We start from the raw sequence: 14,392 nt of genomic DNA on the forward strand, positions 1-14,392 counted from the left end.
GATGGCACCAACGGCCATACGGGATTTACAGGACTCGCTCCCGCACCCCATCTGCACTGGTAGGACGCATCCATTGGTTTTTCTCAAGCAATCGACGGTCAATCACTTCCGAACCGTTTCGGATCGCCTCTCGTGCGCACTCACGTAAAAGGTATTCGATGTTGCCCGTGTTGCCATTGGAGATCGCGTGAATGAGCGGGGTGAGCTCCGGCGAGTAAAGTTTTGAAGCGAATTTGAGCGGGAGAACTGACTCAAAGCTTTTAAGGAAGCGCTGGAAATCCACATTGACTGACCAGTTGGGCAGCGAAACGACCTCGAACCGACTTGAGTATTGCGAATCCAGCACCAGTAGCTGAAGTGCCGTTCGTGTCCCTACCAACACCAATGGAATGTGGAGAATGTTCGAGAGCATCTTCAACTCGTTCATGACATCCATACGCTTGGCAGCCGATCCGTTATTGATCGTATGCACTTCATCAAGGATGAGCATGCGGGTGCGCGCATCACGTAAGAGATGGATGGCCTGGTGTCGAAGCTTTTCCAGCGGCGCGACAGGGTTGTGTGGTGCCCAGAACTCTCTAAGGATGGCGTTATATAACTCTCGCTCATCGGGTTTGTGGACTTCCGCGCAGATCACAGGCCGCACGCTCACCGCATCGTCGCTGATGTAGGGCTGGCCTGATAGTTCCTTGAACCGCGTAACCACCGTGGTTTTGCCCGTGTTGGATTCACCGACGAGCATGAGGTTTGGCATGCGAGGACGCTCGGGCTTTCGTAACAGGCCGTTGAGGATATCCATAAGCTTCTTAGCGGCCTGGTAATCAACCCAGCGCGGCTCATCCAGAAATGCGAGCCGATCAAGATCGGACTTTTGCATCACGTCTCTGAACTGGGGCGTGATATGAGCGTAATCAGTCACCAGACTTCTCCGAAGGTGTCCACTTCATCAACCGACAACAGCTGCGGCGAATCAGGTAAACCAGTAGGTGGAAACTTCGGCTCGACGTGTGGCGTGGGCCGTGCTGGTGTAGTTTGCTTGGTGTTGTTCGTACGCTTCTGAGCACTTTTGCGGGCCTGCTTGGTGCGCAAGGCCGCCTCAATCTCTTGCTGCTTGTTCTCATCCAACATCCGTTCGATGACGTCGTGGTTGACCGCGTCGCGTCCTGCTTTCCTCGCTTTTTTCTTGGCGTTGACGTACTCACCGACCGTAACGCCGGCATATCGACCGCGAACGATCGGCACCTCGAAGTGTTCTTTCAAAGCTGGATCGTAGAACCAGATTCGGTTGATATCCCGAGGGTCACGCCGAAATAGGAATTTTCGAGCCTTGCCTGTTTTTGGATCGGTTTCGCCTATCCAGGGCCGAAGTGCTTCAGCGAAATACAGCGCGTCCATTTCTACACCGTAGGGATGGATGGTTCGCAGCGTCGAAGGCAGAAAGTCGAGTTGGAAACCCCAAGGATCCGCGACCCTGGGCGGTAATGGCATAATAGGGTCGTGCTCTTTGTCTCCGAAGAACGCCAGATTCCATTTTCTGATCGGCGCCATGTCGATCTCTTCATGGAACTGGTTGTTGTACTTGATGAGGTTTTTGACCAACCGCCGCTCATACTCTGCAAACGTGTAGATCGACTGCTTCTCAGAGTCGTATTCACGACGCTCAGCAGGATTGCTGAAGGTGGCACCCCGGTCTTTTTTGTTGATGCCGGCGAACGTGCCCATCCAGCGCTCAATGTGTCCGCCCCATTGCGGGTTTTTCTTTGGCCTGAAGTCACGACGGATATTGTGGTTCACACAGGACTGCACAAGGCTGTTGGTTTTAAAGTCAGCACCGTTATCACTGTGCAGGGTGCCCATTTTTCCCCATACCGGCCATTCAGCGTCCACCCCATGAAGCGCCAGCCACTTTTCCTTGGGTAAGATGGAATGGACAACACACATTGCCACCGAGACCGCAGAGGGGGCATCCATCGACAAGTAGTAGCCGGTCACCATCCGCGAGTACACACAGATTGCCAGCGTCAACCAAGGACGACCGATGGGACGCCGGTGAACGTCGTCGACAATGATCATGTCCGCCGGCGTGTGGTCGATCTGTACGATCTGGAGCGGGTACTCAGTATTGAGTCCGCCCGGACGCGGGTCATATTTATTGCCCGCGAGCTCTTTATCGCCGCGTCTTCGCAAACGCGTTCGATCAGGAATGTTCTTGATGCGCGCCTGCACCGTTGACACCGTCGGAGGAGACAGCTTCAACGCCTTGCAACGCTTTCGGACCTCATAAACCGTCGAGGCAACATCCGGGCGTTGCTCGGTCAGGTAAAAATCGTCGATCGTCTCGGCAATAACCTTCTCGACGCCTTCAGAGATCCTGGAGCGACCTTTGCCCCACCCACGCTTGAGCGGGATGAGTGCAGTCACTTCGCCTTGCTCTTTGTAACGGCGCAGCCATCGGTAAACCGTAACAGCATCAACACCTGCATCTTTCGCACGTTGCTCGACCACGCTACGCGACTGACCGTCGATGCCCAGAAGAGGTACTATGACGGCATAGCGTTTCTGTGCAATGGCCCATTCCTCGGCACCGATATCTTCCAAGTCATAATCGGCATACGGCCCCTTGATCTTGTCTCCGAGAAAGGGCTTGAACTCGCCAATTTGAATCACCTTCGGTTGCCCGGATTCAACATTGATCGCGAGCACGGATTGGAAATCCAATACCTGGGTGATCCGAAATACCTCTTTTTGGTAACAAGCGAACTCGCCCGGCGCAATATTGACGAACGATCTATCGATCTTCCCGCTGTGCAACTGTCCACTCACGTTGTCAATCATTCGGCCACCATGACTTCTAGCGAATCGCTTAAAGGCCCAGAAATGTCGCAGTCCAGCTGACGGGTCGCGATGAGATGAAAGATATGGGACTTGCCCAAGGCTTCTTCGCCTTGAAAGTGAAGTGCCAAGAGATAGCTGATCGTTGCGATGCCCTTGAAAGCGACCGTGCGAATAATGGCGTCCAGATCCTGATCCGCGTAATCCGCATTCCTGAATCGTTCCAGGTATTGGATGTTTTTCAACGACTGGCCTCTGATCCGCGATTCGTCGTAGATGTGGAAGTCCCAGTCACGCGCCTTCGCATACCGCAACGCGGCCTTCCATTTTGGTAACAGATCGCGCCAGTTCTCACGCCAGTTTTCAGCCGGCTTGACCTCGACCAGCATGGGGCGCTGGTAAGTATGTGCATGGAAATGAACGAGATAATCGGGGACATAGGTATAAGACCGGCCGCTGCGAGCAACGAAATCCAACTGCACTGGCTGCGAGAGAACAGTCAGAACATCCTTCCTGAAATCCATGCGACTGAGAAAGTCACGCTCAAGCATGGACTCGAAAGCAACGCCCTGACCGCGAAAAGCAAACACTCCAGAAAGGCTACGCGTCGTAGATTTTATGCGCCTCGCAACTGAGAACTGAGGCTGGTTGCAGCTATTGCTATCCATAATTCGGCCAGTTGCACTTATTAGTAGGTTTGAGTTGCGAATTATTCGGGTAAATCATACGACAGAATGCGCACTGCAGCGCAGTTACGTTGCATCTAATTCCGAATGTCACAGCAGTTCAAAACCGCAACCCGGTGAGATTACCCTCGCCCACCATGGCGTGCTGTTTCTCGATGAGTTGCCAGAATTTGATCGCAAGGTATTGGAGGTTTTACGCGAGCCTTTGGAGTCGGGTCATATCGTGATTTCCCGAGCCAAGGATCGCGTACGTTTTCCGGCACGCTTCCAGTTGGTCGCAGCGATGAATCCCTGCCCCTGTGGATATCTTGGCGAGCCGAGCGGCAAGTGCTCGTGTACACCGGACATGGTCCAGCGCTATCGCAACAAGCTTTCGGGGCCGTTGTTGGATCGGATTGATCTGCACCTGACGGTGGCGCGGGAAGCGACGGCGTTGAACCCGCAGGTAAAGCCGGGAGAAGACAGCGCCAGCGCCGCAGCGTTGGTAGCCGAGGCGCGAGAACGGCAGCAAAAGCGTCAAGGCTGCGCCAATGCGTTTCTCGATCTGCCGGGATTGAAGCGGCACTGCAAGTTATCCACAGTCGACGAAGCCTGGCTGGAGTCGGCCTGTGAGCGTTTAACGCTATCGCTGCGTTCCGCGCACCGGCTTCTCAAGGTCGCCCGCACTCTGGCAGACCTCGAGCAAGTCGATGCAATCAAACGCGAACACTTGGCCGAGGCACTGCAATACCGGCCGGCGACGCCTTAATGCTCGGTCAGATCAACCAGCGGCGTCTGCCGCACTTCGGTCTCGCGCCCCGCCTGAATTTCGGTCACACGCTTCAAGGCCTTATCCACAGCACCTTTGTCCGCGAGCAGGCTGTAGCTGATCTGGAACTGTTTGTGTTCTTTCGGTGCAATGGTCGGCACCAGATTCAGCGGACGCTGATAGCGGCGGTTGTAAGAAAAACTGGTGCCCGGCTCCAGCCCCGTGACATAGCCCTGGCCTTGGGTATCGGTATTTTTCCACAGGGAGAACACCGGCAACTGCTGGGTATTGAAGCCAACAGAAACACCGAGGCTGCCCGTCTTGTTATGCAAAACGGTCAGGGTTTCGCCTTTGGCGTCGGCATAGGGCACGACGTTGTAGACGGTTTCGTCGTAGTCCTTGGTCGGTGCGCGGTAGGTCTGCCAGTCTGGCAAATCACCCTTGGCCTTGTCGTTGAACGGCGACACCTGTTTCACCGGAGCGGCAAATCGTGCGCCTTGCTCGAGGAACGGCGTACTGAAGTTGCTGTGATACAGCGCCTGGTATTCCTTCGGGTAATCGCCGTTGTTGGTCAGCGTATCGTTGAGGGCGAAGCGCACGCTGCCGGGCTCGGTGACCAGCTCAGTGACGACCGAGAAGTCGACTTTCTTGAACGCTTGCTCTTTCAGCTCGCCGCGCAGGCTGATGGCGTAGGGCGGCTTTTCGTCGATGTGCAGCGTGACCGTACTCGCCGGAATGTTGGCGGCGCGTCCGTGCAAGGTCAGCAGCTCACCATTATCGATGCCGGGATGGCCGACCCATTCGTAACCGCAGCGGGCGACCAGCTCATTGAAGCCTTCCAGCCAACCCAGCCCACCGCGTCCGTTGAGCTCGATGAAGGCCGGGTTGACCACGTCCTTGACCGGCGAATCCCAACCCATGCGCACGTTGCCGACAGAGGCTTGCAAGACATTCATGCCTCGGGTTGGTACCACCGAGAGTTTCATCGTGCCGTTATCGATATCAACGATGCTGACACCTTCCTGCCGCCCTCCGTGCAAGGTACGCAGGCTTACGGAGAAGGGTTGGTCGGTTTTCACACCGAGCTGTTCACTGGTGATGGTCCAGTTTTTCGCGGGCTTGTTGGTATCGAGAAGGACGTAATCCCAGGCCACGGCGTGGGATGCAGCAGTGAAAGCGCCGAGGGCGACGGCGAGTTTGAGCGGGGTCATGGCAGCAGCCTTTATTGGAGTTGTGCCATTTTTATAGCGCTGCGGAAACGTTTCAGCAAGTGTATTAGATCGACAGATCGCATGTTCTGCCGAAGATCCTCAGTGATGCAATCGCGAGCAGGCTCGCTCCCACAGGGGATCCGGGTCTTCACAAAAACTGTGAATCACACCGAACACTGTGGGAGCGAGCCTGCTCGCGAAAGCTATTTCAAAGGCGCATCAACGAAAGCGATCAACCTCGGAACGCAGATCCGCCGCCAGCTTCTCCAGCTCTTTAGCCGTAACAGCCAGGTTCGACACAACCTCACGCTGCTCACTGTTGGCCAGTGCGATGCTCTGCAAATTGCTGCTCAACAGAGTCGCGGTGCTGCTCTGCTCCTGAGTGGCCGTGGTAATCGCGGCAAACTGTTGCCCCGCCGACCGGCTCTGCTCGTCAATACGTGCCAGCGCCGAGGCAACATTGGCATTGCGCGACAAACCTTCCTGCATCAGCACATTGCCCTGCTCCATGGTGCTGATCGCGTTACCGGTTTCCTGCTGGATGCTGTGAATCATGCTGGAAATTTCATCGGTGGCCTGACGAGTACGCGAAGCCAGGCTGCGCACCTCATCGGCCACCACAGCAAAGCCACGACCCTGCTCACCAGCACGGGCAGCTTCGATTGCTGCGTTAAGTGCCAGAAGGTTGGTCTGCTCGGCGATCGAGGTGATCACACCCACGATGCCGCCAATTTCCTGCGAGCGCTGACCGAGGGTGTTGATCACGGTGGCGGTGCTGTTCAGGGCGCCAGCGATTTGCTCCAGCGAGGACGACGCTTCTTCCATCGAGCTGCGGCCAATCTGGGTTTGCTGGGCGTTTTCCTGCGCCAGACGCTGGGTCGCGCCCATGTTGTCGGCAATGTTCAGCGACGTTGCGCTGAACTCTTCCACCGCGCCGGCCATGCTGGTGATTTCGCCAGATTGTTGCTCCATGCCTTCATAGGCACCGCCGGACAAACCGGACAGGGCCTGGGCACGGCTGTTGACCTCTTCCGAGGAGCGACGGATGTGCTCGACCATCGTCGACAGCGCCTGGCTCATCTGGTTGAAAGCGCGGGACAACTGACCGATTTCATCGTTGCTCGATACGTTCAGACGCACGCTCAGATCGCCAGCACCCAAAGCTTCGGCCTGACGCACCAGGTCACTCAGTGGCGCCAGTTTGCTGCGCAGCAGCCAGACCACAGAACCGACCGCCAACAGCATCGCCAACAGACTGCCGATCGCCAGTTGCGTACCGACGCTCCAGGTCACTGCACGGATTTCGGCTTTCGGCATGCTCGCCACCACCGACCACGGCCCGCCGTCGAACGGTACGGCAACGCTGTAGAAATCCTCGGATTTGTCAGCCCAGAACTGACCTTTGCCCGGCGTCTTGGCCAGACCAGTGATCACTGGAATCGACTGATCCAGCGCTTGCACACCGGCTGGCGCGACCAGCCATTTGTTCTGCTCGTCGAGCAGCGCCAGCGAGCCGGTCTGACCGATACGGAAACGCTTGAGGTTGTCGAACTGGGCGTTCTGCGCGTCGGTGTAGTCGAAACCGACGAACAGCACCGCAATCACCTTGCCGCTGCCATCGCGCACCGGGGTGTATTGGGTCATGTAGGAGCGCTCGAACAACAAGGCACGACCGACGTAGCTTTGTCCTGCCATCAGCTTCGCGTAGGCCGGGTGCGCGTGGTCGAGCAAGGTGCCGATGGCGCGCGTGCCGTCCTGCTTGGTCAGCGAGGTGCTGACCCGCACGAAGTCTTCGCCGCTGCGTACGAACAGGGTGGCGACGCCAGCGGTCATCTGTTTGAACTCGTCGACCTCCTTGAAGTTGTTGTTCAAGACTTCGCTGCCCAGGTGCAGACCCGGGGTCTGGGTGCCGGCCACCGTCACCGGTTCACTCGGGTGAATGCTCAGACCCGCGCTGAAGCGCTTCTCGAACAGTCCGCTCAGGCGCTGGGTGCTTTCACGCAGCGTGCCGTGAAAGGTACTCAGTTGGTCGGCCAGCAGCCGCGCCTCACTGGCCAGATGCTCTTCACGGGTGGCGAGGTTGGCGGAATCCAGCGAACGCAAGGCGAACACCGTACTGCCACTGATAACTATCGCCAGTATTACAGCGAGCGCGAGGCCCAGCTGCGAGGCGATCCGAGCGCGAGGTTGAGACATGGACAGCTCCTGGCCGAGCCACGGGATCCTCCTTGATCTCGACTCGGATAATTTTCTAATAGTGGGGGCGAATCGTGGATACCGGCACGACGGTTCCACTTGCTCATAGTCGGCGGGAAAACCGAATACTTGAGCGCGCAACGTGGGTATGGCGCAAGGCCGCTATTGTGGCGGCTCGAACGTTTCAGCTCAAGCGCTCAACCGCCGGCAGCTCCATGGCGCGGACTTCGCCTTGCAGAAAGTCGCTGAGGCGGCGCAAACGTTCACCTCCGGGACGGGTCTTTGGCCACACCAGATAATAATTCAGTCCGCTGGCGACGGCCGTCGGCCACGGCAGACTCAGGCGTCCTTGCGCGACGTCCTCGGCGACCATCAACAGATCACCCATCGATACACCGTAACCGCGCGCCGCTGCGATCATCCCTAACTCGAGGGTATCGAACACCTGTCCGCCCTTGAGCGACACCTGATCGGACAGCCCCATGTGCTCCAGCCAACTGCGCCAATCGCGACGGTCGGGCGTCGGGTGGAGCAATTCGGTGCAGGCCAGTCGAGCCAGATCCCATGGCTGATCATTCAGCAGGTTTGGCGCACCCACCGGAATCAGCTCTTCAGGAAACAGCAGGCTGGCCTCCCAGTCCGGCGGAAAATGCCCGTCACTCAACAACACAGCACAGTCGAAAGGCTCATCGTTGAAGTCCACCGAATCCACATCCATCCAGGCGCTGGTCAGTTGCACTTCGTTGCCCGGCTGCAAGTGGCGGAAGCGACTGAGTCGCGCGAGCAGCCAGCGCATGGTCAGGGTCGACGGCGCCTTCATGCGCAGAATGTCGTCTTCGGCGCGCAAGGTATTGCAGGCCCGCTCCAGAGCACCGAAGCCTTCGCGGATTCCCGGCAATAGCAGACGCGCCGCTTCGGTCAGTTGCAGATTGCGCCCGCTGCGATGAAACAGCCGACAGGCGAAGTGATCTTCGAGGGTTCGAATATGCCGGCTCACCGCACTCTGGGTAATCGACAACTCTTCAGCCGCACGGGTGAACGAGCTATGTCGCGCCGCCGCTTCAAATGCGCGCAGGGCATACAAGGGAGGAAGACGACGGGACATACAGAAAGCTCCTATAGCGGGATGCAGCCGGACTGACAGAATCTGCTCAGGATGAGTTTTACTCATGCCATCCATCCTTTTTATCCCTTTGTGCAACGCCTGCCAAGCGCCGAGAATCGACGGTCTCCTGTTCCCTCTGAAATCGAGTGGTGATGACCATGCAGCATCCTGTGCGTACCGAACTCTGGGCTATCCTGCGGCTGGCAGGGCCGTTGATCGCTTCACAGTTGGCGCACATGTTGATGGTGCTGACTGACACTTTAATGATGGCGCGCCTCAGTCCGGAAGCGTTGGCTGGCGGCGGACTGGGTGCGGCGACTTATTCGTTCGTGTCGATTTTCTGCATCGGCGTGATTGCGGCGGTCGGCACGCTGGTGGCGATTCGCAAGGGCGCCGGCGACATCATTGGCGCGGCACGCCTGACCCAGGCCGGGTTGTGGCTGGCGTGGCTGATGGCACTGGGCGCCGGCTTGCTGCTGTGGAACCTGAAACCGGTGTTGCTGCTGTTCGGCCAGACCGAAACCAACGTCAATGCCGCCGGACAATTCCTGATCGCCCTGCCCTTCGCTCTGCCCGGCTACCTCAGCTTCATGGCTTTGCGCGGCTTCACCAGTGCGATTGGCCGGGCGACGCCGGTGATGGTTATCAGCCTGGCCGGTACGGTGGCCAACTTCCTGCTCAATTACGCGCTGATCACTGGCATGTTCGGCCTGCCGAAAATGGGCCTGATGGGCATCGGCCTGGTCACGGCAATCGTTGCCAACTGCATGGCGTTGGCATTGGCCTGGCACATCCGTCGGCATCCGGCGTATGACGCTTATCCGCTGCGCGCGGGCCTGTCACGGCCGAATCGCCAGTACCTGAAAGAACTGTGGCGCCTCGGTCTGCCGATTGGCGGGACCTACGCTGTGGAAGTCGGTTTGTTCGCCTTCGCGGCGCTGTGCATGGGCACCATGGGCAGCACGCAACTGGGCGCACACCAGATTGCCCTGCAGATTGTTTCGGTGGCATTCATGGTGCCGGCGGGGATGTCGTACGCGATCACCATGCGTGTCGGTCAGCACTACGGTGCCGGGCAATTGAACGATGCGCGAATGTCCGGGCGGGTCGGGATCGTCTTCGGCGCCGTGGTCATGCTGGGTTTCGCCATGGTGTTCTGGTTGCTGCCGAACCAGTTGGTCGGGTTGTTTCTCGATCACAACGATCCGGCGTTTGCCGAGGTGATTCGCCTCGCGGTGAGCCTGCTGGCGGTGGCGGCGTGGTTTGAGTTGTTCGACGGCACGCAGACGATTGCCATGGGCTGCATTCGCGGACTCAAGGATGCGAAAACCACGTTCCTGGTCGGTCTCGGCTGCTATTGGCTGATCGGTGCACCGGCCGCGTGGTGGATGGCGTTCCACCTCAATTGGGGGCCGACGGGCGTCTGGTGGGGGTTGGCGCTGGGGTTGGCGTGTGCGGCGGTGAGTTTGACGCTGGCGTTTGAATGGAAGATGAAGCGGATGATTCGGCTGGAGCCTGCGTCATCAAGTCAGTTCACTGTCCCGCAGACCGACTGAGATCCCTTGTAGGAGTGAGCCTGCTCGCGATAGCGGTGTGTCAGACAACTCATCATTTCTGACACACCGCTATCGCGAGCAGGCTCACTCCTACATTGGTTATGTGCTCAGCTCACGATCTCGAGGGCTGACTGCTGGCTTGAGCCGAAGGTCAGATACTCAACCAGTTCCGCCAACGGCAACGGCCGGCTGATCAGATAACCCTGCACCTGATCGCAACCAAACCCGCGCAGCAGTTCTAGCTGTTCAGGAGTTTCCACCCCCTCCGCGACCACTTCCAGATGCAGGTTGTGCGCGAGATTGATCATCGCGTGCACCAGTTTGCGGTTTTCTTCGCGTTGTTCCATGCCGCCAACGAAGCTCTTGTCGATCTTCAACAAGGTGATCGGCAGGCTGTTGAGGTGCACGAACGAGGAAAACCCGGTGCCGAAGTCATCCAGAGAAAAGCGCACGCCGAGGCGACCAAGCGCATCCATGGTCTGCTTGACCAGATCGCTGCGGCGCATCACGGCCGTTTCGGTCAGCTCAAACTCCAGCCATTGCGCTTCGACGCCACGCTCTGCAATCAATCGGCTCAATGTCGGCAATAACTGACTGTCCTGGAACTGGCGGAACGACAGGTTGATCGCCATGTGCAGCGCCGGCAACCCGCGCTCGCGCAGCGCCTGCATGTCACGCAGGGCCCGGGAAATCACCCAGTAACCCAACGGCACGATCAAACCACTCTGCTCGGCCAGTGGCACGAATTCACTCGGCGGCAGCAGGCCGCGCTCGCTGTGCCGCCAACGTACCAACGCTTCGAGGCCGACAATCTGGCCATCCTGCATATTCAGACGGGGCTGGTAATGCAGTTCCAGCTCATCGCGGCGCAAGGCCCGGCGCAGTTCGCTTTCCAGATCAGCCATGCTCCGCGCGTTGCGGTTGATGCGTTCGTTGAAGATATGAAAAGTGCAGCCTTGGGTACTTTTTGCCTGCTGCATGGCGATGTGCGCGTGCCACATCAGCGGGTCGGCGCCGCCCTGCGCCCGGGCGTGGGCGATGCCGAGGCTGGAGCCGATCAGCAGGCTCTCGCCATCAACCCAGTAAGGTTCGGCGAGCGCTTCGGTGATGCGTTCGGCCATCCACTCGGCGCGCTGCGGAGCGCGGCGGGTGTCGATCAGCAAAGCAAATTCATCGCTGCCGAGGCGTGCCAGTTGATCGCCCGCCTCGAGCTGACTTTTCAGCCGCGCGACGACTTGCAGGATCAAGCGATCGCCGGCCTGATGGCCAAGCGCGTCGTTGGCGTGGCGGAAGTTGTCGAGATCAAGATGCCCGAGGGCCAGGCCGCGACCGTCGTTTTCCGCGAGGCGCGCGGCGAGCAAGGTCTGAAAACCCTGACGGTTGGCAATGCCGGTCAGCGGATCCTGTTCGGCCAGGCGTTGCAGCGTGGTTTCGAGAACGCCGCGTTCGCGTACATGGCGCAGGCAACGCCGTAGCATGCCGGCGTCGAGGGCGTCGAACACCAGCCAGTCACTGACGCCAACCGGCGCGGTGTCCGGCTCATGTTCCAGCAGCAAGACCGTCGGCAGGCTGCAACGGCCGGGTGCCGGTTGCAATGCCGGAAGGGTCAACAACACCGCATTGCGGTTGTCTTCGAACAAACTGCTGACCGACTCCCAGCTCGGCGCGCTGATCAGCACCGCCGCGCTCCCCATCGGAGCCAGACACTCGCGCAATAACGCTGTCCACGCAGGCTCTTCGGCCAGTAGCAGCAAACGCAAGGGTTCGACAGGCGTAGACAAGCTAGCTCCCTAGACTCTGCAATGATGTGGGCGGGGCATTATGCCGTTGCGATGTTCAATGACCAAATGACAACGGTTATCAAAACGTTATTTTGTGTCACGAATGAGAACATTAGCCGCAAAATCACCGCGCATCCTGCGTGAAAGTAACAAAACCGGCAAATTTGAATCGCGTGGTACGTCACAAGTCGGAGAGAGCAGCACAAATCGCTGAGCCTGTTAAAATGCCGGCCCATTTCGTCAACGACTCCCGAATTTTCGTATGTCCCGACTCAATCCCCGGCAGCAAGAAGCCGTGAACTACGTCGGCGGCCCTCTATTGGTGCTCGCCGGTGCTGGCTCCGGCAAGACCAGCGTGATCACGCGTAAAATCGCGCACCTGATCCAGAACTGCGGCATCCGCGCCCAGTACATCGTCGCCATGACCTTTACCAACAAGGCCGCGCGCGAGATGAAAGAGCGGGTCGGCACCCTGCTGCGCGCCGGTGAAGGTCGCGGCCTGACGGTCTGCACGTTCCACAACCTTGGTCTGAACATCATCCGCAAGGAACACGCGCGGCTGGGCTACAAGCCCGGTTTCTCGATCTTTGACGAGACCGACGTCAAGTCCCTGATGACCGACATCATGCAGAAGGAATACGCGGGCGAAGACGGCGTCGACGAAATCAAGAACATGATCGGCGCCTGGAAAAACGACCTGATCCTGCCGCCGCAGGCGCTGGAGAACGCGCGTAATCCCAAGGAGCAGACTGCCGCCATCGTCTACACCCACTATCAGCGCACGCTGAAAGCGTTCAACGCGGTGGACTTCGACGACTTGATCCTGCTGCCGGTAAAACTCTTCGAAGAACACGCCGACATCCTCGAAAAGTGGCAGAACAAAGTGCGCTACCTGCTAGTCGACGAGTATCAGGACACCAACGCCAGCCAATATTTGCTAGTGAAAATGCTCATCGGCAAGCGCAACCAGTTCACTGTGGTAGGCGACGACGACCAGTCGATCTACGCCTGGCGCGGCGCGCGCCCGGAAAACCTGATGTTGCTCAAGGACGACTATCCGTCCTTGAAAGTGGTGATGCTCGAGCAGAACTACCGCTCGACGAGTCGCATCCTGCGTTGCGCCAACGTGCTGATCTCGAACAACCCGCACGAATTCGAAAAGCAGCTGTGGAGCGAGATGGGCCACGGCGACGAGATCCGCGTGATCCGCTGCCGCAACGAGGACGCCGAAGCCGAGCGCGTGGCCATGGAAATCCTCAGCCTGCACTTGCGCACCGACCGTCCATACAGCGATTTCGCCATCCTTTATCGCGGTAACTATCAGGCCAAGCTGATCGAACTGAAGCTGCAGCACCATCAGGTGCCGTACCGCCTGAGCGGAGGTAACAGCTTCTTCGGCCGTCAGGAAGTGAAAGACCTGATGGCCTACTTCCGCCTGATCGTCAACCCGGATGACGACAACGCCTTCCTGCGGGTGATCAACGTGCCGCGCCGGGAAATCGGCTCGACCACGCTGGAAAAACTCGGCAACTACGCCACCGAACGCAAGATCTCGATGTACGCCGCCACCGACGAAATCGGTCTGGGCGAGCATCTGGACAGCCGCTTCACCGATCGCCTGTCGCGCTTCAAGCGTTTCATGGACAAGGTGCGCGAGCAGTGCGCCGGCGAAGACCCGATCTCCGCCCTGCGCAGCATGGTCATGGACATCGACTACGAGAACTGGCTGCGCACCAACAGCTCCAGCGACAAGGCTGCCGATTACCGTATGAGCAACGTCTGGTTCCTGATCGAGGCGTTGAAAAACACCCTCGAGAAGGACGAAGAAGGCGAAATGACCGTCGAGGACGCCATCGGCAAACTGGTCCTGCGCGACATGCTCGAACGTCAGCAGGAAGAGGAAGACGGCGCCGAAGGCGTGCAAATGATGACGCTGCATGCGTCCAAGGGTCTGGAATTCCCTTACGTGTTCATCATGGGCATGGAAGAAGAAATCCTCCCGCACCGCTCCAGCATCGAAGCCGACACCATCGAAGAAGAACGCCGCCTGGCCTACGTGGGCATCACCCGCGCGCGCCAGACCCTGGCCTTCACCTTCGCCGCCAAGCGCAAGCAGTACGGCGAGATCATCGACTGCGCGCCCAGCCGCTTTCTCGATGAGCTGCCGCCGGACGATCTCGCGTGGGAAGGCAACGACGACACACCCACCGAAGTCAAAGTCGTGCGCGGCAACAGCGCATTGGCTGATATACGCGCGATGTTAAAGCGCTAGAATTG

Annotated in this window: 9 protein-coding genes and 1 pseudogene; 3 read left to right on the forward strand and 7 right to left on the reverse strand. The window is 58.5% G+C overall.

Features of this window, described 5'->3' with window-relative positions:
- Positions 1-25 precede the first annotated feature (25 nt).
- Genes PspR84_RS28330 through PspR84_RS28340 form a run of 3 tightly spaced genes read right to left on the reverse strand, consistent with a single transcriptional unit; the run spans position 26 to position 3,383 of the window.
- Positions 26-919 carry a TniB family NTP-binding protein gene (locus PspR84_RS28330; protein ID WP_160059898.1) on the reverse strand — a complete coding sequence of 298 codons (894 nt, stop codon included), beginning with the start codon at positions 917-919 and terminating at the stop codon, positions 26-28.
- Positions 916-2,835, reverse strand: a complete 1,920-nt coding sequence (locus tag PspR84_RS28335) for a Mu transposase C-terminal domain-containing protein (protein WP_160059899.1) — start codon at positions 2,833-2,835, stop codon at positions 916-918. Before PspR84_RS28335 ends, PspR84_RS28330 begins: the two co-directional genes overlap by 4 nt.
- Positions 2,832-3,383: a TnsA endonuclease N-terminal domain-containing protein gene (locus PspR84_RS28340; RefSeq protein WP_238785180.1), complete on the reverse strand. Its 552-nt coding sequence runs from the start codon at positions 3,381-3,383 to the stop codon at positions 2,832-2,834. The genes PspR84_RS28335 and PspR84_RS28340 overlap by 4 nt, the downstream gene beginning before the upstream one ends.
- A gap of 235 nt (positions 3,384-3,618) precedes the next feature.
- Here PspR84_RS28340 and PspR84_RS28345 point away from each other — a divergent pair.
- Positions 3,619-4,266: pseudogene (locus tag PspR84_RS28345) on the forward strand (ATP-binding protein); the annotation flags it as partial.
- On the opposite strand, the gene PspR84_RS28350 reads toward PspR84_RS28345, so the two are convergent.
- From PspR84_RS28350 to PspR84_RS28360, 3 genes are all read right to left on the reverse strand, one after another.
- The gene (locus tag PspR84_RS28350) at positions 4,263-5,477 is read right to left on the reverse strand and encodes an aldose 1-epimerase family protein (RefSeq protein ID WP_160059901.1); all 1,215 of its coding nucleotides are present in this window, start codon (positions 5,475-5,477) and stop codon (positions 4,263-4,265) included. The pseudogene PspR84_RS28345 and the gene PspR84_RS28350 sit on opposite strands and share 4 nt — an antisense overlap.
- A gap of 219 nt (positions 5,478-5,696) precedes the next feature.
- The gene (locus tag PspR84_RS28355; protein WP_160059902.1) at positions 5,697-7,673 is read right to left on the reverse strand and encodes a methyl-accepting chemotaxis protein; all 1,977 of its coding nucleotides are present in this window, start codon (positions 7,671-7,673) and stop codon (positions 5,697-5,699) included.
- A 184-nt stretch (positions 7,674-7,857) separates the two neighbouring features.
- Positions 7,858-8,778: a LysR substrate-binding domain-containing protein gene (locus PspR84_RS28360; RefSeq protein ID WP_160059903.1), complete on the reverse strand. Its 921-nt coding sequence runs from the start codon at positions 8,776-8,778 to the stop codon at positions 7,858-7,860.
- Between the two features lie 158 nt (positions 8,779-8,936).
- On the opposite strand from PspR84_RS28360, the gene PspR84_RS28365 reads away from it, so the two are divergent.
- A complete protein-coding gene (locus PspR84_RS28365) occupies positions 8,937-10,334 on the forward strand; it encodes a NorM family multidrug efflux MATE transporter (protein ID WP_160059904.1) in 1,398 nt (465 codons plus the stop codon).
- Positions 10,335-10,441: 107 nt separating this feature from the next.
- On the opposite strand, the gene PspR84_RS28370 is transcribed toward PspR84_RS28365, so the two are convergent.
- A complete protein-coding gene (locus PspR84_RS28370; protein ID WP_160059905.1) occupies positions 10,442-12,115 on the reverse strand; it encodes a bifunctional diguanylate cyclase/phosphodiesterase in 1,674 nt (557 codons plus the stop codon).
- 262 nt (positions 12,116-12,377) lie between these two features.
- Here PspR84_RS28370 and rep point away from each other — a divergent pair, with 262 nt between their 5' ends.
- Positions 12,378-14,387: a DNA helicase Rep gene (gene rep, locus PspR84_RS28375; RefSeq protein WP_008086063.1), complete on the forward strand. Its 2,010-nt coding sequence runs from the start codon at positions 12,378-12,380 to the stop codon at positions 14,385-14,387.
- Positions 14,388-14,392 lie beyond the last annotated feature (5 nt).

The sequence above is a fragment of the Pseudomonas sp. R84 genome (assembly GCF_009834515.1).
Taxonomy (GTDB): Bacteria; Pseudomonadota; Gammaproteobacteria; order Pseudomonadales; family Pseudomonadaceae; genus Aquipseudomonas.